The sequence below is a fragment of the Myxococcales bacterium genome, assembly GCA_016706225.1.
Taxonomy (GTDB): Bacteria; Myxococcota_A; Polyangia; order Polyangiales; family Polyangiaceae; genus JADJKB01.
In genome coordinates this window covers 261,395-282,468 of sequence record JADJKB010000013.1, presented here as the reverse complement: position 1 = coordinate 282,468, position 21,074 = coordinate 261,395, and the positions used below count along the sequence as shown (strand labels likewise).

The following is a 21,074-nucleotide window of genomic DNA, read 5'->3' as shown; positions in this document are numbered from 1 at the left end:
GGCACGTAAAGGCTCAGAATGCGCTCAGGTCGAGCTCGAGCTGACCGAGCACCAGATAGTCGAGAAGCCCGGCAATCATCAGAAACAAGAGCGGCAGGATGATCACCAGCGCCAGATCGGCTGGCGCCGCTTTCTTGCGCTTGGGAGGCTCGACGGCCTGGATGTCGGTGGCTTCGTCGCCCGGTTCGCGTGGGATAGCGGGGTCACGCTCGAGCCGACGGCGCGTGCGGGACGGGCCGTCGAAAGCCAGCCACCAGGGCTCCGGTCGCAGATTCGGATCTCCCGCGCGAAGGTAGACCTTCTCGGGGATGCGCGACGACGCACCGCAGTATCCGCACGCCACGATGCGTTCGCCCGGCGCAACCTGCAAGGCACCACCGCAGCTCGGACACGAGAGCGCCACCGCGCCCGGTCGCTCGCGATCATCGTCCACCCGAGTGACGAGCTGATCCGAGCGGTGTTCGTCGGTCATGACGCCAACCAGACCCGGAAAACGCTCGCGCGCACCGGGAGGCAAGCGGTACTTCCGCGTCTCGGAACAGCGACTACAACGTGAGACGAGCTCCGTCCCCTCGCTGCGGAAAACGAGCGGCACGTTGCACGTCACACACTTCGGCTCCGCCACGATGGCGGTCGTGCGAAGTGAGGTGGGCACTTGCATGCCGCGCTCACTCACCATTCCGGATTGCTGGTGCACTGCGGTCGTCACCGCCTTGAACGGATTCTCGGCGGCGATGGACAACCATCCGCTCGGGTTGCGCCCCTCCGGCGAGCCCGCCAGATCGCCCACGGCGTGAGCGTGGTCGATGGCCGTCTGCCAGGAGCTCTCCGCGAACGCCTGCTCGAGACCACAGCGCATGCAGCGCACCGAGCCATCGAGATCGAGGTGATTGAGCGGCGAGGCGTGACCACACGCCCGACACTGAAACTCCGTGGTGACCTGGACGAAGTACAAGCTGACCCCGAGCTTAGTCGCTCCTGCTCGCGGCGCGGAAGTGCTAGCCTGCGACACGCAGATGGGCCCCATCATCGACGTCGGGCAGGAAGCAACGGGCATCATTGCGATCGGCCAGTTCGCCAGCGGCTTCATCGCGATCGGGCAGGTCGCGACCGGGTTCATTGCCGTGGGTCAGGTCGCCCGGGGGTTCTTCGTGGTGGGGCAGGCGGGTTTCGGGATCCTCAGCCTTGGGATGCTCTCCGGGGGTCTGGTGGGTTCCGTCGGCATGCTGGGCGCCGGAGGGCGCGGGCTCGGAGGCATCCTGCCGCTCGTGCCCCGGCTGGTCGATCCGCGCGAGCTTCCGCCTGAGGTGAGCTTCGACTCGCTGGCCTCCGGCCGCGTTGCGGAGGGCTTCGTGCGCGCCAAGCTGGAGGTGGCTCCGGACGGGAGCGCCCGCCTCTACTCCGGCTCGACGCCGCTGCCGCTGCTCATCGACGCGCGGCTGCGGCTCGCACTGCCCGCGCACAACGCGCGAGAGTTGCTGGTGTCGGTGCGGCGAGTCGGCACGGGTTTCGTAGCCGATCGCCTGCTGACCATTCCCGCCTCGCGCCTGAAGAACCCGAAGTTCTGGTTGCTGTGGGCGATCCAGCTCGGTCTGCTCTTCGTGGCGTCGATCGCGTTCTGGTTGCTCGTCGTGCGGCCGGTGCTCGAGGTGCTCGAGCGAGTGTTCTCCTGAACACGGCGGAGCGCGCGCTCAGGGCGTCTTGTTCCGAGCCGCACTCGTGGGCGGCAGACGTCGCGGCGGAATGGAGACGTGTGGGGGGCGGCCGAGCGCACCCTTCCTCGGGATCCGGTACGGCTGCTTCGCGCGGATCTTGGTCGTCCGGAGGCCGTTCTCGCGCATGATCTCCCGGACCGTGACCCGGTATTTCTTGGCGAGCATGCCCAGCGTCTCCCCCTTCTTGGTGCGGTGGGTGATGAACGCAGTCGCTGCACCCTGATAGCCATGGGCCGCGAGCACGTCGTGGGCGAGGACCGCCGTCTCCTGGGCAATGGGGTTGAAAAAACGCACGTGCAGGTGGGTTGCGTGCCCCTTGGCGTGGAAGATGAGAGGGCGCAGCACGCCCGGGATCCCATCGAACAGCGAGGCGATCCACGCCGGGTCCTCGCGGATGTCGAGGGCGTGTTGGCGCAACAATTTCTGCAACGAATGGTCGATCAAGATCAGCTCGGCGTCCGTCTCGGTGACGAACGCCCGGACAAAGGCCCAGGTCCGAGGCAGATCCAGGTTCGAGGCGTCCGCGCGGCGATACCAACGTGCGGAGTCGTCGCTGTAGAAGTAGCTGAGGTCGACGTCGCGGCCGGCTTGATGGCTCATGTGCGGGCGCAGCGGTCCACCGCGCCGGCTGCTGATGTGGCCGATGAACACGTCGTGAGAACCCGGGAACTGCTCGCGCACCTTGCTGATGGCGCGGCGCAAGAAATCGACCGTCTCCTGGGTGCCGTAGGCGTTGGCTGGATCGATCAGTATCCAGCCTTCAGCGCGAGGCATCTGCACCCCGTTCAAGAGCGCGCCGGCGCCCGGGCGACCGAGTGTCACCGAACCGATGCTGGTCTTATCGGCCTCGAAGCTGCGGGCGATCTCCGATTTGGATTTCCCGTCCAAGGGATGCGGCGGACGCGGCGCAGCGGTCGCCGGCGGCGCCGAAACATCGTTGTCGCCTGGTTGATCTCCGTCGTCGGGTTCGTCGTCCCCATCCGACAGATACTCCGAGTCCGCCCCTTCGGCGGGGGAGGCCGGGCGCTCGGGAAGGGGGCTCGCCGCCGCCGTCGCTGAGTCGACCTTGGAGGGCGCCGCAGGTGGCGGCGCCGTCGGAGTACGGGCAGCGCAGGCGAACAGAGCGAGCGACAGGAGTGTCAGGAGCCGGCCGCGCACCACCCCGAACGCTAGGCTATGCTCGTCGCGCGTGCCACTTCTCGAGCTCCGCCCGCTGAACCCATGTCCTGGCTCCTCGCGAAAATCTACGACCGCTTCATGCAGAAGTCGGAGCAGGCGTGTCTCTCCGAGTGGCGTCGCGAGCTGATCGGGCGGGAGCACGGCGACGTGCTCGAGATCGGCGCAGGGACCGGCGCAAATCTCGCGCACTACTCGCCGAAACTGTCGCGGTTGGTGCTGTGTGAACCGGACCGTCACATGCGACGAAGTCTGGTCGCGCGGGCGGCGGACTCGGTGCTTCATCCGGAGATCCTCGCTGCCTCCGCAGAGCGTTTGCCGTGTGACGCCCGGAGCATCGACGTGGTCGTATCGACGCTCGTGCTCTGCAGCGTACCGGATCCGGAGCTAACGCTGCGAGAGGTGCGCCGTGTCCTCAGGCCCGGCGGTCGGTTGGTTTTCATCGAGCACGTCGCGGCCGCCGCCGGCTCGCCGCGCTTGGCCTGGCAAGAGCGCATCGAGCCGCTCTGGGTCCGCATGGTGGCCGGCTGCCACCTCACGCGCCGGACCGATCAACTCATGCAGCGAGCGGGCTTCGAGATCGTGTCCTTGACCCGCGAGAGTATGAGGAAGGCGCTGCCCTTCGTACGGCCGAGCATTCGGGGCATTGCCAGCGTCGCGTGAGGCGGTTTCAGGAATCACGGATGGACGCTGCGCCCGAAGCGAAGCTATCCTCCCGCCGCCGTGGTGCTCCAGATCCCTGACAACGACGAGTCGCTGAGCGTGCTCGCGCAGCAAGAGATCACGTCGCAGCGCGAGCCCGGAGTGACGTTTCGCCTCGGGTCCATGCTCGGGACTGGCGCCATGGGCATTGCCTATTTCGGCATGCGGCACTCGCGGGACGGGAAATCGCCCGTGGTGCTGAAGCTGCTGAAACCGCACTACGTGAGGCAAGCCGGCGACACGGCCAAGCTCGTCGTCGACAAAGAAGCGACCGCCCTGGCGCGGCTCAACAGCCGCGTGCCGCCTACGCCCTTCGTGGTGCGGATGATCGACGCCGGCGTGCTGCCGGTGATCTACGGCGGCCGCACCCTCGAGCTGCCGTGGCTCGCCCTCGAGTACGTGCACGGTGGCGCAGAGGGTACGACGCTCACGGAGCGGGTGGCCTACAGCGTCGACAAGACCGGTTATGCCTTCGACGCGGCTCGCGCGGCGCTGGCGGTAGAGTGCATGGCCAAGGGCATCGACGCGGTGCACGAGGTGGGGGTGATCCACCGAGATCTCACGCCGAACAACGTGCTCTGCTGCGGCTACGGTGACAGCGAGATCTTCAAGATCACCGATTTTGGTCTGGCGCGCCCGATCGGCATGAACGCAACCTTCGGCGGGATCGTCGTCGGCACGGTGGGCTATGCCCCACCCGAACAAGCGGCCCTCGACGACCGCCGCATCGGGACCTGGAGCGACGTCTTCACCTTCGCCGTCGATCTGTATTTCATGCTCACCGGCCGCGGCCTCTTTCCCACCCGCGTGGCAATGGACTCGCTGGCGCTCATCCGGGCACCCGAGCGCACGAGCGTGCTCGAGTCGAGCATGTTGAACCCGGATCTGCGCGAGCAACCCGCGGCCTGCGCCGGCATCGATCTGGCGCTCAGGCTGGCGACCGCGTCCCGTCCGGAAGACCGCCCGCGCACCGCGCAGATGTTCGCGTCGATGGTCCTGCCCTGGCTCAAGGGTGGCCCGCGCTCGGCATCCTCACGCCGAGCTGAGAGCATTGCGCCGGTGGTTCAGCCTCCGGTCGAGGCTCAGACCGCGTGGAACTGGACGGTGCGCCACCGACCGGGCGACGACCATGTGGTACGCAGCGTGGCCTGGGATGGCGATGGGCGATGCCTGGCGGCGACCAACCACGGGCTGCGGTTCTGGAACGGCACCGGCTGGTTGGCATCGCCGATGGATGAACTGCCGAACGAGCGCGGGATCCGCTTCGTGCAGCGCGTGTCGGCGGGCAGCTGGTTGGTCGGCGGGGATCAGGCAACGCTCGCGACCTACTCCGCGGACGGAGTGTCGGAGGTCGTGCGAGGTCCGTCCCCCGAGGTGAGCTTTGCGTACGCCAGCGGCGAATTCGCCGACCTGGCCGTGGTGGTCGGAGAGTCCGACAACCGCCCCCCGGTGCTGTATGCGCTCTCGTCGCGGCGTTGGCTCAAGCCGCTCCGGCTCGACGAAGTCGCGCGCGTCAGCTCGGTGGCGCGCGTGGGTGACGATCGCTGGTTGATCGCGGGTCGACGCTCCGATGGCGCCGGGTTCGCGGCGCTCTACTACCCGCTGCTTTGGCAGGTGGACATGCTCGACATTCCGCGGGTCCGTGCGCTGCTCTCGTGCGCGGGGCGCGCCGATCGGCGGCTGGGTGTCGCTACCGGCAGCGAAGGTCTCGTGGTTTGTGTGGACGACAACGGCGCGAGCCACTGGTTCTTGAAGGGCAAGCCAGATCTCCCGGCGGCGGCGGTCGACGTCGCCGGTCGCATCTGGGCCAGCGGTGCCGGGTGTATCTTCATGCGTGAGCCGGGGGCCGAGTTCTTCCAGCCCGTGTGGCAAGATCCCGATTGGGTGGCGCCCATCGTGAGTTTGTTCGCCGACGTCGGCATGGTGATCGCGATGAGCGCCGACGGCGGCATCGTCGAGGGCCGGCGCGCCGGAGCGGACGCGGTTGGGTCGACAGAGCGGGCGGGCTGAATCGGTCAACCGTTCGCCGTCACCGGCCTTGGCTGAGCATGATGGTCGCGCAGCGGGCGCCGCGAGCGACGTTGAGAGCGAACTCACCGAACAAGGCCTTGCCAGCCACGCGAGGTAGGCCGAGCACCAGCAGATCGGTGTCGGCAGCCAGCTCGACCACGGCCTGCACCGAGTCGTCGGCCTTCACCACCAGCGCTTTCGGCCTGCCACCGGCCTCGTCGTGGGCGAGCCGGGCGAGGCTCTGCTCGGCTTCCCGCAGCACTGGGTCGGGGGTGCTCTCGGCGAGCACACGCAGAAAGCTGACCTCGCGCCTGCTGCCGCGCGACAAACTGCCGAGCAGGCGAGCGCGCAGGTTGTGCTGTCGACCTCGGCCGCCGACGGGCACCAGAATGCGTCGGGCCGCGGCCAGCTCGAAACCTGGGGGTGCATTGAGCACCGCGACGTCGCAGTCCACTTGGTTGAGCAGCGACTCGAGCTCGTTGAGCGTCCGCGTCTCGTCGAGCCGCGTCAGCCCGAGCAAGACCGCCTCGCACTGACGCGTGCGGGCGATGCGCTCGATCTCGGTCCAAGGTGCGTCGGCGATCGTCATCAGCGCTTCCGGGCTGTGCCCGCGGCCCATGGCGCGGGTGAGCGCTTCGACCAGCACGTCTTGAGCGCGGACCAGCGAGAGCGGCGGGGTGTCGCTCGCGCCTTGGGGCTTTTTCACGACGCTGAGCAGCAAGACTCGGCCGACGTCTGGCGGCGAGAGCGCGCTGGCGACCTCGACCAGGCCCGCGGCGCTGTCGGGGTTCGCCACCGGGACGAGCACCAGCGGCGAGCGTCCGCGAAGCTTGAGCAGCTCCGGGTCGCGGGCCTCGGCCCGGGCGTCGGCCATCTGAGCCCGCGAGCTGAACGCGCCGATGTAGAGCAGGACACCCAGCCCCAACCAGATGGCGCTGACGGCGCCGGCCGCGGGCTCGGCGACTGCCTGAAACAAGCTGAGCGCGACGCAGCACACTCCGCCGACGACGGGGACGAGCGGGAAGAACGGTGCACGGAAGGCCCCCTCCGGCGCGCCGCCTCGGCGGCGGGCGAGATACGCCGTCCAGTGCGCCAGCGCGAAGGACACCAGAAAGATCAGGCCCGCGGCAGAACCCGCGGCGGCGAGGTTCGGCACCATGAACGAGATCGCAGTCACCGCGAGCAGCGTGGCGTAGAGCGCCATCACGGGAGTGCCGCGGGTCGGGTGCCGCTCTCCCAGGAGACTCGGCAGCGTGCGGTCGATGGCCATCGTGAACGCAACCCGCGACGCTGCGAGCAAGCACGCCTGCAGTGCCGAGAGGGTGGAGAGCACCGCGGCCACCATCACCAGGAGGTAGCCAAACGAACCGAGATACTCCCGGGCGGCCAGCGCGGTGACGGTGTCGGGGTTTTTCTCCGACATGGCTGCGATCGTGGTGCCGGCGGGTGTGCCCGCGGTGGCGACGATGAAGAGCAACGGCAGATAGATGAGCAAGCTCGCCCCGAGGCAGAGCAGGGTGGCGCGCGGGACGTTCTTCAGTGGGTCGCGGATTTCACCGCCGACTGCGGAGACCAGCTCGAAGCCCTGCGAGGCGGCGAAGGTGGTGCCCATCGCGGTGAACACACCGAGCAGGCCGTTGGGCATGAACGGGGACAGATCGGCGGCGATTGGGTCGCCCTTTCGCACACCCAGGGCCCAGAGCCCGCCGGCGATCAGCACGCCGAAGACGATCAGCTTTCCGATGGTCGGCCACTGCCCACCACCGGTCGAGTGGCGCGACAGCGCGAAGGTGTATCCGCCGGACGCCAAGACCGAGAGCACGAGCACCGCGCGGCGACCGGTCAAGAACGCGGGCGCCTGGCTGCCGGTCGCACGCCAGGCGTCGGCGCACAGCTCCGAGAAGAACGCGGCAAAACCGAGGGCGTAGAGCACGGCGCCGACGATGTACGCGAACCAAAGCACCCAGCCGACGGCGAACGCCGCGCGCACCGAGAGGATCTTCTTTGCAAAGACGTAGGCTCCGCCCGACTCGGGGAAGGCGGTGCCGAGCTCCGCGAACGAGAGCGCCGTTACGGCGGCGATGGCGCCGTTCAGGGCGAACGCGAGCAGTGCGGCGGGCCCCGCCGCGCGGAACGCCGCGCCGGCCAGGACGATGAATCCACCGCCAACGATGGCGCCGACGCCGATGCCGGTAGCGGCCAAGAGCCCGAGGGTTCGCTCCGCCGGCGGCGGACCGAGTGCGGTCGATTCGGGAGCAGCTTCCAACGCGGACTACATGTTGAGGCGCCGGCGGAACGCCTCGTTCTTTTCGGGATAGCTGGGAGAAAACACGCTGACCCAGGTCCCCTGCGCCGTGCGCACCATCAGCGCCTGAGTCCCGGCCACCGCACCCCCACTGAGCGCGCAGTGAACCAGCGCACCGTTGTGGGCGCTCTTCAACGTGGTGCCACCGCCGAGCGCCTCGCAGGTCACGTCGCCCGGGCTCAGAGTGGAGAACTCGAATACCTCCGGCGTGGCCTCCCAGTAACTCACTCGGAGTTTGTGCTCGCCGGCGGCGCGCTCGCGGGAGCACCAGCGATCTTTCTCGTGTTTGGGATCGGCGGGTTCCTGGCAGGTCACGTTGACGGCCGCCGAGGTGGGATTGCCCTTGTGAGTGCCGACCCACTCGCTGAACACTTTGATGAGCTGCGCGGTCGCCTGGCGATTGGCCTCGGCCGCCGCCTTCTTGGTGTTGGTCTCGGCCTCTTTCTCGACGATGTCCTTGTCCAGAGCATCCAGAGCGCTGCGCTCCGCGCAGTGCCGATAGGCGTAATCACGCCACTGGCGCGCGGAAGCAAAATCCTCCGCCAAGATCCCCTGGCGGATCACACTCTGGGCCTCCTCGCATTTTTTCGGATCCTTCTGGTTGCACGCCGCGAGGATGAGCAGCGCAAGGGGAAGGGCGAGGTGGAGGTTCGAACAGCGCACGAGCGACATGGGGCCGAGATACTACACGGGGTCCGCCGTGAGGCGAACCCACTCACATCGGGGTCGCCGGCTGCTCGGTCGGAGCCGGAGGCGCGTTGATTTCTCGGGCCTCTGGCGCGGTTTCACCACTGCGATCGAGCGCGAGCTTGAACAAGATCGGCCCGACCACCTCGTTGACCGTGACGATGGCGATGCAGAGCGAGGCGAACTCCGGGCCGAAGGCCGGAAATACCCGGGAGATGACCACCAGAAAGCCGATCGTCAGGCCGGCTTGGGGGACGAGGGCGGCCCAGCCCCAGCGGCGTACCATCGGCGAGTCCTTCGCCACCCGCCCGCCGATGCGGTGGGCGATCCAGGTCGCGAGCGCGCGGCCGCCCCCGAGCGCCAGCGCCAGCGGCCACAACGAGGCGAGCAGCGGAATGTCGAGGTGTGCTCCCGCCGCCGCAAAGAAGACGACGAAGACGATCGAGCTGGTCTGCTCGACCGCCGTCAGGAGCTTGGTGCCCTGCGCGGAGAAGTTCCGCACCACGAAGCCGGCGATCAGGAAGGTCAGCATCGGATCGAAGTGTAGATAGTGCAGCCCCTCAGTCAGGCCATATCCGAGCGCCAGGAGCACGACCGTGAGCTGGGAGCCGACGAAGCGCAGGTAGAGGGCCAAGAGCAGGCCGAGGGAAGTGCCGAGGGATGCGCTGCCGAGCAGTTGATTACCCAGAACCTCGAAGTCTTCGAACGATGCCTCGGCGCCGGGGACCAGGAGCTGGCGCGCGAACATCATGCCGAACGCCAGCATCACCAGCACCACGACGTTCGAAGACATCACGAACGCCAGGCTGAAGCTCGCGACGGGGCCACGCGCACGGGTCTGACTCAGGATGGCCAGGACTGCCGAGGGGCTGCGGCTCACGGCCAAGACACCCCACAGCAACGCGACAGCAAACACCCCCGCCGAGGGCATTTCACGGGTGAACGGGATGAAGCGGGCGATGGCCATGAACATCGCCGCCGACAGCACGAACACCAGTAAGGACTGGAACAGCGTTGCCGAGAGCAGACTCTTGGCGGCCTTGCGCAGGTCTCCGATTACCAGCTCGGCGCCGCCTGCCAGAGAGATCAGCGCGATGGCCAGCGTGTTGACGATGGATAGTCGGGACACGGTCTCGTGGTCGAGCAAATGCAGGATGTGGGGCCCGGCGATCACGCCCGCCAAGATGTAGCCGGTGAGATGCGGCAGCGAGACGACCTCACACAGCTCGCTCGCCAACGTGCCCGCGAGCAGGAGAAAACCCAGTGCCCCGATCAGCGACCCGGCGCCGTGAAACTCCGGGACGATGCGGATGCCCAGCCACAGCGAGCCGAACAAGGCGACCAGCGTGACGAGCTGCGTGAGGCGTGTCGTCAGGGATTTTCCGCTGGCCGGCGCGCTCATTTCTGCTCCGCGGGCGGACGGCTGCTCAGCCCGGCGCCCGTCCTCGAGGAAGGCGGCGCCGCGATCTCGCCGACGTCTCGCAATGCAAGCCGGAGCGAAGTCGGGCCGAGCAACTCACCGAAGAGGGTCACCGCCGTCGCTACCAGCAGCACCGTCTGACCCACCTCACCGCGGAAGCGAATGGCAAAGGCCAGGCCGAACGCCATGGTCACGGCGCCGGACGGCAGCATGCCGAACCCGAGCAGTCTGCCTGCGCCGCGCCCGGCCGGGGAGAGGCGGAGCAGCTGCCCGCTCACCCACTTGGTCGCAGCCCTCGCCGAGAGCACGACGAACACCAAGATCGGCAACCGCTCCGGGATGCTGAGATCCAGGTAGGCGCCACACAGCACCAGCACCGGGAGGATCACCGGGTGCTCCGTGCGATCGAGCATGGTGCGGATCTCGCCGCGTCGACCGGCCAGGACGGAGATTGTCAGGCCGAGCGCGAACAAAAGGCCCAGGCTCGACTTCCCCAGGCGGGTCGCCGTGCCGATGCCGAAGAGCGCAGCACCGAGCAAGATCCCCCATGTCTCGGTGACCCTGGACTCGACCCGCAGCAAGGCCGAGGCGAGGGCGCCGAGGAGCACTCCGACGCCCAGCGTCGTGGCGGTGAACGCCCACACGGGTAGGGCCTGCATGATGCCCGGGCTGGGAGCCATGGCGAACGCAACCGTGATGGCCACGAGGGGCACGACGTCGTCACCGTCCGCCATGTCGGCGACCAGATCAGACAACGGACCGCTGGCTTCGTAGCGTTCGACCACCCAGCGAACCGCATGTCGGGTTGTCTCGCACGACACGGCTCCGACACCGATGCAGGCAATCAGCAGCTGCCGGCCCGCGAGCGACGTGAACGCCTGCGCGTAGACGGCGAACGCCCCGGCGACGCCGAGCGCGCATCCAAGCGACAGGAGCACACCGCCCGCCAGCCGCCGCATCGGGATCCTACGATCGCCAACGAAGCCGTAGTCGACGCCGACGACGAGTGCCAGCCACGCGAGCGCGACCTGAGCAACGGGCTCGAGAGCAGCCAGGGTGGAGCGGTCCACGACGCGGAGCGCGTGCGGTCCAAGCACAAAACCCAAGATCACGTACTCCGCGCCGGAAGGCAGTCCGTAGCCGCGGATTGCGCGGCCGCCGACGAGAATGCTTCCGAGATACGCCAGCACCAACAGGCCGACCAAAACGAGGATCGAACTCACGCCCCCCCCAGGGCCCGTCCCCGCCCGAGCGGTACACCGTGTTCGACGAGGGCATCGACCAGCAGCGTGAGCAACCGCGCAGGAGCGTCCTCAGCATCGGCAGTGACGGACACGCGGAAGACCAAGCCGTCGGCGTCGGCATGCACCAGCTGGCACTCGAGGTCGCGACCGAACGAGCCCGCTGCCGTTGCCAGCAGCTCGCGCGTCGCGGCCGCGCGCTGGTCGGCCGCCACGGTGATGTCCACGCTCACCCGACCGCTGGTGAGCGTTTCGCTCGGCTTGAGCAGCGAAGCCAGGTGCGGAATTCTGAGCTCGGCGCCATCTTCCGCGCGCAATGAGACCTCCAACATCCCGAGCTTGGTCACCCGACCCAGCTGGCCTGCGACGCGAATCAGGTCGCCTTCCCGATAGCGCTTCGAATAGCTGAACGCGGCTCCGACCAGGAGCGTGGCCAAGAGCGGAGTGGCACCGAGCCCGAGCGCCGCGAGCAGCACGCTGCCGGTGCGCGACATCGCACCCTCGGAGTCGCCCGTCACCACTGGCGCTCCGAAGGCAAGCGCCGCTGCGACCAGCCCCAGGCGCAAGAGCAGGCTGGTGGGCGCGGCGAGCTCCGTGGGCAGCCACGCCACGCGGGTCTCCCCGCGGGCGACGGCGTCGAAGAACGTGCCGATGAACCGCAGGACCACCAGCAGAACGACCGCGGCAGGCAGCGTGACGACGACCAGCGGCACCGTCCCCACCAGGCGGCCCAGCAGGTTCGTGATGGGCGACACCACCATCGCGGTGAGCTTCTCGGTGTACGGCCGGGTCGCGTCGAACAGCGAGAGCGAGCCGAGCAGCCAGAAGTAGATGACGCTGAGCTGCGCGGCGAAGCGGCCGGCTCCGAAGCTCACCAGGAGCGCGCTGCGCAGGGCCGCCGGGTGTACGACCTCGAGGGAGTAGATCCGCAGTCGCGGCACCCGCTCGGGGTGCGCAATGAGGTAGCTCTGCGCCCGCTCCGCGAACTCCGCGACCTTGCGCAAGAGGTAGATCGCCAGGAGCGCCGCCAGCACGACCAGCGAGAGCGAGAAGACCGTGGTGGCGATGGCGCTGCGGTTTTGCTCGCGTCGCATCGCCTCGCGGATCTTGGCGGTGACGCGCGCAGCGTAGTCCTTGACGTTGGCCTCGCCAGCGGCGGTGGCGTCCTCGGCCGAGAGCTCGATGATCGGGCTCGGGCCCGCGAAGATCATCACCGCGTCGGCGCGCTCCTCGACTCGCACGTCTTCGGGCTTCTGGGTCTTGAGGGCTGCGGTCAGCGCGGCCGAGGCGGCCATGGCGCGCGTCCGGGGGCTCTGGTTTCGGAAACCAACGCGCACCGGAAATATCGGGGTATCGCCCAGCCGCACCTCGGATGCGTCGCGAGCGGCGGCGCTCGGCGCGGGCGCGGGAGTCGAGCTCACGGGCGGTGCGCCTTCAGGCACAGTCGGCGCTGGCTCCGGTCGCGCTGCGCTCGCCGTTGGCGGAGGCTCCGGCGGCGGTGGCGTCGGCACGTCGACCAGGTCTGCCGCGGCGCTCGCATCAGGTGGTGCCACCGCGGCGTCTGCGGCGGTACCAGCAGCCGGTTTGGGGGGAGGCGGCGTCAGCTCGAGATCGGTGGCCTGCGACGCACGTGGCGCCTGGGCCGCAGCGACGCCGACGAAGGACAGGGCGAAGGCCGCGCCCGAGATCGCCAGTGCGCGCGCTGCGCGATGAGCTCGGTTGGACATGACTCGTTCCCGTGCGGCGGCCCGCGCCGGAACTTTCGACAACCGGCCGCCGGGAAGCAAGGCCGGCGAGAACCGCGCGCTCGAGTCAGACCGCGCTGCCGCGCAGGGCACGGGCGACGGGCAGGCAAAACAGCAGAAAAACCAGGGCCAGAGTGGCCTGGGAGGCGCCGACCGGAAACTCGTAAAAGAACGCAAACAGGTAACCCAGACCGCCGGCCAGGCCGCCAATGACGCCGGCGACGATCAACGTCCAGCGCACCCGCTCGAGCAGCGCAAGGGCCGCCATCGCCGGCGCGACCGAGAGCGCAAAGACCGGCAGCGCACCGATGGCTCGGGTGGTGATCGATACCTCGACCGCAACCAGCACCCAGAGCGAGAGATCGAGCAGGCGCACAGGCAGGCGGTGCACGCTCGCTCCTTCGGGATCGAACCCCGCGAACAAGAGCCCGCGGAAGGACAGCGTGACGATCAGAAGTGAGACGATGCCGGAGCCGATCACCAGCACGAGATCGAGCGGCCGCACGAGCACGGCCGTGCCAAACAGAATGCTGACGATGTCCTGTGACTCCTGGGCGATGCGATCGCCGACCAAGACCGCTCCCGCGCTGGAGGCGAGATACACGAGACCCACCAGTGTTTCGCGTGGCAGTCGCATGCGCTGCATGCGGTAGGTCAAGATCCCGGTCGCTGCGAGCGCGAGCCCGAGCGCGCCCACCACCGGTGGGATCGAGGCGTGCAACCAGACCCCCACCAAGAACGAGAGCGCAACACCGAGCCCTGCGGCCTGGCTGATGGCGGCGGTGACGAATACGGCCCGCCGGAGCACGACGAACACTCCGAGCACCCCGAGCACCACGCCGGCGAACACGCCGCACAGCACCGGATCCTTGTAGATCCCGAGCTCCCAGCCGTGGCTGAACTCGGACCAGGTCGGCGCGCCTTCCTGGGCGCTGCGGGCGGCGCCCATCACGGGCGCGGCTTCGTCCGCACTCGGCTCGCCTTCGACCCGCGCGCCCGCGTCCGCGCCCGGTCCGGCGCCGAGATCGCCACCAAATGCCTCCTCGAGCTCCTGATCACTCAGGGCCTGATCGCTCGCCGCGGGCGTTGGCTCAGACAACTTCTGCCTCATGGGTTTTATCGGGCGGGGGGTGTTCGCTGAAACGCGCCTGGAAGCGCGCGTCGGAGAAGACCTCCGAAGGGGCGCCGGTGATCGCCGTGGCCGTGTCGCGATCGAGGAGCAGCGCGCGATCGGCAAACCGGCGCACCATGCCCAGGTAGTGGCTCACGATCACGATCGAGAGGCGATGCCGCTTGCGCAGAGCGTCGAGCAGCGTGAACGCCTCGTGTTCGGCGACCTGGTCCATCGCGCTGGTCGGCTCGTCGAGCACGGCAACATCAGCCTGCGAGACGGCCAGGCGCGCGAACAGCACGCGTTGTTTCTGTCCCTCCGAGAGGCGTCGGAACGGCTCGTCGCCGAGGGACAACACTCCCATCTCGTCGAGCGCAGCCTCGACCTCGGGTGGCTCGCCGCCGAGCCACGGGCGCAAGAAGGACCAGCGGCGGTCGAGGCCCATGCGCACGACGTCACGTGCGAGCAGCGGGTACAGCTCGTCGATGGCTTTGCGCTGGGGCAGGTACGACAACCTCAAACCCGGGCGCCCCGCCTCGACGCGCCCCCGCACGGGCGGCAAGAGGCCGAGCATGGTCTTCAGCCAGGTCGTCTTGCCGGAGCCGTTGCGACCGATCACCGCCCAGAACTCTCCGGCCCGGATCGACAGATCGATGGGCGGCAGGATGGCGTCCCCGAGATAGCCGACCTCGAGGGCGACACTCGACAGGAGAACGCTGGGGGTTTCTTCGGTCTCAGTCATGGCAGGGCCCGTCACTTGCCGTAGATCTTGAGCAGCTGATTCACGACGCCGTCGAGGTACGCGATGTAACTCTTGCCGCCCTTGAAGTCGGGGCCGCCGGGTAGTTTCACGAGCGTCGCGCCGACCTGTTTGGCGATCATCTCGCTGTTCTTTGCCGGGTAATAGGCCTCCTGCAGGAGCGCCTTCACGCCGGCCTGCTTGGCAACGTCGATCACGTGCGCGACGTGATGCGGATTCGGCGGAATGCCGGCGCGGGGCTCGACGTACTCGACGACGTCCAGGCCGAGCCAGCTGGAAAAATAGGCGATCGACTTGTGGTACGCGACCACCTTCGCCCCCTTCACCTTGCCGAGCTTCGCCTCCCAACCTTTGGTGGCCTTGCCCAGCTTCTTGATGAACGCGAGCGCGTTCTTGCGATACGCATCGGCGTGGGCGCCGTCCAGTTTTGCCAGTCGGTCGGCGATGCCCTTGGTCACGCGCGCGGCCTGTCGGGGGTCGAGCATGTAGTGCGGGTTGCCCTGCGGGTGCACGTCGCCTTGACTGCGGTCGACCTTGCCCCCCGGCACATCGAGCACCTTGATCAGGTCCGAGCAGTCGAGGAAGCCGTCCGCGCCTAACTGGATCTTGCCGTTGCGCGAGCCGGTCTGGAGCGTCGGCAGCCAGCCGATCTCGAGATCGAGGCCGATGGCGATCAGCAGGTCGGCCTTGGCCAGCTTGAGAGCCAGGTGAGGCTTGGCGTCCACGAAGTGCGGGTCTTGCGTGTGCAGCGAGAGGCTGGTCACCTCGACGTCCGCACCGCCGACCTCCTTGGCGATCGAGGCCAGATCGGCCGTGGTCGCCACGATCGCGAGCGTTGCGCTCGCGGTCTTTCCGAACGCCGAGAGCGCGACGAGCACCAGAACACCAAGCCATCGGTTCATGCTGATTTCCTCTCTAGAATGCGTGGGCGCCGTGGGCTCCCACGACCAGCTCGGCGGCCAGGAAGGCCGCCCAAATTCCTTTTCCGTCGCTCGCGGTGTCGCGGGATCCCTGCAGGCGCAGCCGAGAGAACTCGCTCGGCCAGTGGCTGACGTTGGCGCTGACCCGATGCCGAGTACGGGTCCAATCGGGATCGATGGGATCAATCGTGATGGCGCCGTCGCTGGCGTAGGCCGGCGTGCCGAGCTCGTAGCGAAGGGCCGCGCCCCAGCGGCGCGCGAAGCGCACGAAGGCTTGGCTGTATCCGCTCACGTCCCAGACCAGGCTCGGGATCTGGCGGCGGCGGTAGAGCACCTCGGTCTGAAGCGAAACGACCGTGGAGCTCTGGCGGGTGATGGGCCGGTACTTCAGGTAGAGGTCGGTCGCGTAGATCGCGGTGCGCGCGTCGCGCCCGGTGTCGTTCGGCCCGAACGCGCCCGAAGTGCCCACCAGCAGCGACCAGTTGGATGACAGATCGAAGAACTGTTTGAGCGCGGTGACGTAGAGCAGATCCTTCGGGCCATCGACTCCGGGATCACTCGCCGCGTAGAAGCTCCGGGCAGTGCCGGCGCCGGTCGCATGCGTCGCGGACGCGACGAGCTCCACGTACCACGGCAAGGGCAACAGCCAGGACAGCTCGACGCCAGGCCCTCGATTGCCTTCGGCGCCGAACGCTCGCCCGATGGCAAACGGCTGATCGACGAAGTCCCAGGCATGGGGGTGGGTCGGGTTGATGCGGCCGAAGCGCGTCAGGAACTGTCCGAAGCGCGCCTGAAGTCCGCCCGGCAGGTCGGTGGTCGTCCCGTAGACCTCTTCGATCTCGACGCCGTCCTCCGCGAACACGAGGTTGGCGTCGAAGCGGAAGTAGGGGTCGACGACACTCTTTGCCGACAGCTCGAGCGACTGCAGGTTGAAACCATTTCGTGTCGGGTCGTGGCCGCCGGTCTGGCGGTGTTCGCGCGTCGAGAAGCCGGCTGCGGCGAAATCCAGGACCAGGGACAGATCGGGGTTCATCGAAGCACTCCCGCGGGCCGGCTTCGAGGCGGCGGACTCGGGACGCGCCGCCGCGCCAACGGCCGGCGGGGCGCCCGGCGTCAGCTCCTGTTCGAGATCGGCGAACACGGCGTCGGTCTCCGAAGTCGGCTCCGCGCGCTCAGTCACGGGGCCCGCGGTCTTGCCGGGGACCGCTGTCGGAGGCGGTGCTGTCTCATTGCTGGCGTCGGGGTCGCCGTCGATTTCGCCGACAGCGGCGGCTCGTGCTTCGGCAGGCGTGCTCGGTCGCGCTCCTGGCGGTGTGGCCTGGGCGAGCGCGACCTCTGCACCCAGCGTGAGCGCGAACGACAGGGGAAATGCTTTGAACAACGGACGAAGCCTCACGAACGGATAGCGGCGAGCACGAGTCGAAGCGAGCGTGGGCGAACCACGATCGCTGGGGGACCCCGGGCGCAGCGGGTGGGCGCGCACCGGGTGCTGAGACCGGCGACGGAGCGCCGGTGCGGCTCAGCCGAGCTCGGGCGGGGAGAGCTTCGGCGCGAGCGCCAAGAGCGAGATGCTGACGTGCGCGCGCGCCGGAGCCAGAACCACCCGCGCATCAGCGGGCGTTTCCTGCGCTCCGAGGGCAGCGAGCTCGGGCAGCTCCGCCAGCTGATCGGGAGTTCGGATCGGGAACGCGCAGTCGTCGTGGGTGCCGTGGTCGAGCTCGGCGCTGGACGTCACGGTCGGCGTGTCGCCGGCGGCCGCGATCGCGACCGGGGGCGCGGTACCGTGATGCAACGTGCCGTGCACGCTGCACAGGTAGTGTGCGACCAGCACGTGGTGCCCGATGCTCGCGAGCTGCGCGCCCATCAGCGCGAGCGCCAGCACCGACGCGAGCAACCGCGACAGCGCGAGGCAGCGGGAGGTTCGGGGCTGGCGACGAGTCATCGAACGACAGCGAAGTATTGCCACGTGAGTGGGCGGGTCCGCAACCCGAGAGGGCGCACCTGCGCCTGTGGTTCAGAGGCCGCAGCCCTCGCGTCTCTGCCACCACGGTGGGGAGCAGAGAGCGCCGCGAACCCGCGGAAATTTGGCTGGTCCGGCCCTTGCTCCGTAGGGTGGATGTTCGGGCAGTGCCCGGCAGGAGAGCTTCACCATGTCCAGCCGCGTTTTCCTCGTTTCACTCTGTCTTGCTTCACTCGTGAGCGCCTGCGGGCGCAGCAAAGCCCCGGGTGTTTCCCGGGAACCGCTGGCGAAGGGCGCACTGATGAAAGCGAGCCCGGCGAGCCCAGCGACTCCGGGCGGCAAGCCAGCCCCGGGCAACCCCGCGGTCGACAAGGCGGGCCCCGACAAGGCTGCGCCCGACCAAGCAACCGCCGGCGAGGTGGCGAGACCCGCCAAGCTGAGCAAGGCCAGCTCGGCGGAGGCTTCGAAGTCCCCGGACTCACCCGCGGCGATCCGAGCGGAGAAGAACCCGAGCGACCCTGCCGCCGTGGGAGCGGGCCTCACGGTCAAGCGCCTGGTGGTCACCCGCAGCATCGACAATCGTGAGCCGACCGAGGCCGGAACCCTGAGCGCGAGCGATGAAGGCCCGCTGATGGCGTTCGTGGAGATCGAGAACAAGGCCGACGTGGCCGACTCCGTCGCGATCACCTTCGAGCGCGAGGGTCAGAAGAGTGTCGGACACATCAAGCTGGAGGTGCCCGCCAAGAACTCGCGCTGGCGCACCTGGGGCAAGACCCGGCAGGTGCGCAGCCCCGGGACGTGGATCGTGCGCGTCCGCACCAGCACGGGCACCGAGCTCGCGGCGAAGACGTTCGTCGTCGAGTGACGGCGCGAGCTTCAGCCGAGGAACGCCCGGAGCGCGCGCGCGACGGCCTCCGGTTGATGGCGTTGCAACATGTGGGACGCATCGTTGATGGTCACGCTCTCGGCGCCGGGTAGGCACGCCACCCGCTCTTCGAGGTTCTCCAGAGATCGAAACGGAGACTCGGCCCCATCCATCAAGAGCACCGGGCAGGTGATGGCGCGCCAGAAGGCCTGCGCCGAGTCCATCCGGAACGGGTAGGGCCCGCGGGTCACGTGCAGCGGGTCGTGCTTGAAGCTGCGCTCACCGCTCGGCAGCGCGTTCGTGCCGCGCTCGGCGAAGAACAGCGAGAGCTCGTCGGACAGCAGGGGATCGGCGTGACGCAGGCGTGCCGCTGCGGCATCAACGCTGGCGTAGCGCCGGCCTTCCCCCGCGGCGATGCGCTGCCAGGCCTGCACCCAGTGCCGGGCACGAACGGGGGGCGCGGTCTCGTCCTCGGGGGGCCCCAGGCCCTCGAGCAGTGCCAGCCGCTCGACGCGCTCGGGGAACGCACCGGCGTAGTAGGCCGCAATGCTCCCGCCCATCGAGTGCCCCACGAGCGCGACCTGCGCGGAGCCGAGGACCGCGACCAGCCCCGCGAGATCGGCGACGTAGTCCATGAAGTGGTAGTACCCACCGGCGCCGACGCGATCACTGTCGCCGTGTCCGCGCATGTCTACGGCAAGGATGTGACGGTCGCCGAGCCCCTGGGCCACGAGCGGCGCAAAACCCCAGGCCATGTCCAGGAAGCCGTGCACGAGGATGACCGATGGCCGCTGACCCTGAAGCTCTTGACCCCACTCGAGCACCGAGAGGGTCAGCCCGGTCGGGATGGGGATGCGACGCGCGCTCGGTTCGATCACCGCCCACGACCATGAGCGAGGCAGAGTGAAAATGCTAGCGTCTGTTTGTCACTCGGTCGTATCGGGCGGACTCGTCGAATGGAGCACAGCAGACAACCGGCCACACTGCTGCTCGACCAGGCGCCGATTTGTATTCTGGTGGTGGACCGCACGGGGGTGATCCAAGCCGCCAACGTGGAGGCGCAAGCCTTGTTCGGGTGGACGGAGGGTGAGCTGGTGGGGTCACCCATCGAGGTGCTCGTCCCCGGCCCGCTGCGTCGCCACCACGCCGAGTCCCGCGCGCGCTTCGCCGAGTCGCCCCGCAAACGAACCATGGGGAGCTCGTCTCGGCTCGAGGCGCGCCATCGGGACGGGCACCTGTTCCCCGTCGACGTGATGCTGGCGCCAATCGACGACGGGAGGGTGCTCGCGGTGGTCGTGGACCGCAGCGAGCTGCGCCGCGTCGAGGACGAGGCCAGGCGGGGCCAGGCGACCTTTCGCCACGTCATGGAGAACGTCCAAGACATCGTGTACGTCGTCCGCACGGACGACAACCCGTTCGCGGGTCGCGTCGAGCTCCTGAGTGATCACGTGTCGAGCGTCGTGGGTTATGCCGCCGCGGACTTCATCACCGATCCCGAGCTCTGGTTTCGCTGCATCCACCCCGACGACATCCCTGAACTTTCGCGGGCGACGACCGCGATGTTCGAGACCGGTCGGCCTGTCGTGCGGCGTTATCGCATGCGCCACAAAGACAGCCAAGAGTGGCGGCAAATGGAGGATCGCGCCGCGCCGCTTCCCGAGTCTCTCGGCCGCGGCGGCGGCTACTGCGGGGTCGCGCGGGACGTGAGCGCGGAGCACGCGTCTTCGTCGCGCATGATGCAGACGGAGCGACTGGCTGCGCTCGGTCTGCTGGCCTCCGGGGTGTCCCACGAGCTCGGCAACCCCCTGACCTACGTGCTGGCCAGCATGGACCAGGCCGTGTCCCTCCTCGACTCGAACCCCACCGAGCTCAGCCGAACCAAGGAGCTCCTCGGCGACGCGCTCGAAGGGGCCCGGCGCATGCAGGCCATCCTGGCGGACTTCGCGGGAATGAACCGCGCGTCGAGCGGGGTCAGCCTGATCGACGTACGTCGCGCCGCCGATCTTGCCGCGCGCCTGGCGTCGGCCTCCCTCGGCGACCGCACCGAGTTGGTGCGGCGCTACACGGAGGTTCCGCCCGTGCGCGCGGACGAGACCCGGCTGGCGCAGGTCGTCCTGAACGTGCTGCTCAACGCCGCGCACGCCATCCCGGAGGGGCGGGACGGCCACATCGTGCTGACGGTCGAGCGGGGCGGAGCCGCCGAGGTCGTGCTGACGGTCGCGGACGACGGGGACGGGATGGCACCCGGGGTCCTGGGCCGGGTATTCGAGCCGTTCTTCACGACCAAACCCCCGGGCATCGGGACCGGGCTCGGCCTGCACGTCTGTCGGACCCTGGTCCGCGAGATGGGCGGTGACATCAAAATCGAGAGCACGGGCGGCCAGGGGGCGTGCGTCCGGGTGGTGCTGCCGGCGGCGATCGTGTAGCTTTCGACCTCTTGGGCCCGGCGCGAGGAGC

Annotated in this window: 18 protein-coding genes; 5 read left to right on the top strand and 13 right to left on the bottom strand. The window is 68.6% G+C overall.

Annotated features, from left to right (window positions below; all coding sequences use genetic code 11):
- Positions 1-13: 13 nt before the first annotated feature.
- On the bottom strand, positions 14-955 hold the full coding sequence (locus IPI67_22305; GenBank protein ID MBK7582915.1) for a hypothetical protein: 942 nt from the start codon (positions 953-955) through the stop codon (positions 14-16).
- A 61-nt stretch (positions 956-1,016) separates the two neighbouring features.
- On the opposite strand from IPI67_22305, the gene IPI67_22300 reads away from it, so the two are divergent.
- Positions 1,017-1,673, top strand: a complete 657-nt coding sequence (locus IPI67_22300; GenBank protein ID MBK7582914.1) for a hypothetical protein — start codon at positions 1,017-1,019, stop codon at positions 1,671-1,673.
- Between the two features lie 18 nt (positions 1,674-1,691).
- Here IPI67_22300 and IPI67_22295 read toward each other — a convergent pair whose 3' ends face one another.
- Positions 1,692-2,876: a penicillin-insensitive murein endopeptidase gene (locus IPI67_22295; GenBank protein MBK7582913.1), complete on the bottom strand. Its 1,185-nt coding sequence runs from the start codon at positions 2,874-2,876 to the stop codon at positions 1,692-1,694.
- A gap of 15 nt (positions 2,877-2,891) precedes the next feature.
- Between IPI67_22295 and IPI67_22290 the strand changes: the two genes are divergently transcribed.
- Both IPI67_22290 and IPI67_22285 read left to right on the top strand, forming a co-directional pair.
- A complete protein-coding gene (locus IPI67_22290) occupies positions 2,892-3,554 on the top strand; it encodes a methyltransferase domain-containing protein (GenBank protein MBK7582912.1) in 663 nt (220 codons plus the stop codon).
- A 60-nt stretch (positions 3,555-3,614) separates the two neighbouring features.
- Positions 3,615-5,603 (top strand): serine/threonine protein kinase, encoded by a 1,989-nt coding sequence (locus IPI67_22285; protein ID MBK7582911.1) that lies wholly within the window; start codon positions 3,615-3,617, stop codon positions 5,601-5,603.
- Positions 5,604-5,622: 19 nt separating this feature from the next.
- Here IPI67_22285 and IPI67_22280 read toward each other — a convergent pair whose 3' ends face one another.
- The 10 genes from IPI67_22280 to IPI67_22235 all read right to left on the bottom strand — a co-directional run bounded on the left by IPI67_22280 (position 5,623) and on the right by IPI67_22235 (position 17,734).
- A complete protein-coding gene (locus IPI67_22280) occupies positions 5,623-7,869 on the bottom strand; it encodes an amino acid permease (GenBank protein MBK7582910.1) in 2,247 nt (748 codons plus the stop codon).
- A 6-nt stretch (positions 7,870-7,875) separates the two neighbouring features.
- The gene (locus IPI67_22275) at positions 7,876-8,580 is read right to left on the bottom strand and encodes a hypothetical protein (protein ID MBK7582909.1); all 705 of its coding nucleotides are present in this window, start codon (positions 8,578-8,580) and stop codon (positions 7,876-7,878) included.
- A 43-nt stretch (positions 8,581-8,623) separates the two neighbouring features.
- Entirely contained in the window at positions 8,624-9,997 is a 1,374-nt protein-coding gene (locus IPI67_22270; GenBank protein MBK7582908.1) for a sodium:proton exchanger, read from the bottom strand.
- The gene (locus tag IPI67_22265; GenBank protein MBK7582907.1) at positions 9,994-11,238 is read right to left on the bottom strand and encodes a potassium transporter Kef; all 1,245 of its coding nucleotides are present in this window, start codon (positions 11,236-11,238) and stop codon (positions 9,994-9,996) included. Before IPI67_22265 ends, IPI67_22270 begins: the two co-directional genes overlap by 4 nt.
- Complete coding sequence (locus IPI67_22260) at positions 11,235-12,983, bottom strand: mechanosensitive ion channel family protein (protein ID MBK7582906.1); 1,749 nt, start codon at positions 12,981-12,983, stop codon at positions 11,235-11,237. The genes IPI67_22265 and IPI67_22260 overlap by 4 nt, the downstream gene beginning before the upstream one ends.
- A gap of 85 nt (positions 12,984-13,068) precedes the next feature.
- Entirely contained in the window at positions 13,069-13,950 is an 882-nt protein-coding gene (locus tag IPI67_22255; GenBank protein ID MBK7582905.1) for a metal ABC transporter permease, read from the bottom strand.
- A 142-nt stretch (positions 13,951-14,092) separates the two neighbouring features.
- Positions 14,093-14,854, bottom strand: coding sequence for a metal ABC transporter ATP-binding protein (locus IPI67_22250; protein MBK7582904.1), 762 nt, complete (start codon positions 14,852-14,854; stop codon positions 14,093-14,095).
- A gap of 11 nt (positions 14,855-14,865) precedes the next feature.
- Positions 14,866-15,774: a zinc ABC transporter substrate-binding protein gene (locus IPI67_22245; protein MBK7582903.1), complete on the bottom strand. Its 909-nt coding sequence runs from the start codon at positions 15,772-15,774 to the stop codon at positions 14,866-14,868.
- 13 nt (positions 15,775-15,787) lie between these two features.
- On the bottom strand, positions 15,788-17,173 hold the full coding sequence (locus IPI67_22240; protein ID MBK7582902.1) for a zinc-regulated TonB-dependent outer membrane receptor: 1,386 nt from the start codon (positions 17,171-17,173) through the stop codon (positions 15,788-15,790).
- Between the two features lie 138 nt (positions 17,174-17,311).
- Entirely contained in the window at positions 17,312-17,734 is a 423-nt protein-coding gene (locus tag IPI67_22235) for a hypothetical protein (protein MBK7582901.1), read from the bottom strand.
- 208 nt (positions 17,735-17,942) lie between these two features.
- Between IPI67_22235 and IPI67_22230 the strand changes: the two genes are divergently transcribed.
- Positions 17,943-18,617 (top strand): DUF2914 domain-containing protein, encoded by a 675-nt coding sequence (locus tag IPI67_22230; protein MBK7582900.1) that lies wholly within the window; start codon positions 17,943-17,945, stop codon positions 18,615-18,617.
- An 11-nt stretch (positions 18,618-18,628) separates the two neighbouring features.
- Here the strand turns inward: IPI67_22230 and IPI67_22225 are convergent, their stop codons facing one another.
- The gene (locus IPI67_22225; protein ID MBK7582899.1) at positions 18,629-19,495 is read right to left on the bottom strand and encodes an alpha/beta hydrolase; all 867 of its coding nucleotides are present in this window, start codon (positions 19,493-19,495) and stop codon (positions 18,629-18,631) included.
- Between the two features lie 78 nt (positions 19,496-19,573).
- Here IPI67_22225 and IPI67_22220 point away from each other — a divergent pair, with 78 nt between their 5' ends.
- Entirely contained in the window at positions 19,574-21,043 is a 1,470-nt protein-coding gene (locus IPI67_22220; GenBank protein ID MBK7582898.1) for a PAS domain-containing sensor histidine kinase, read from the top strand.
- Positions 21,044-21,074: the final 31 nt, after the last annotated feature.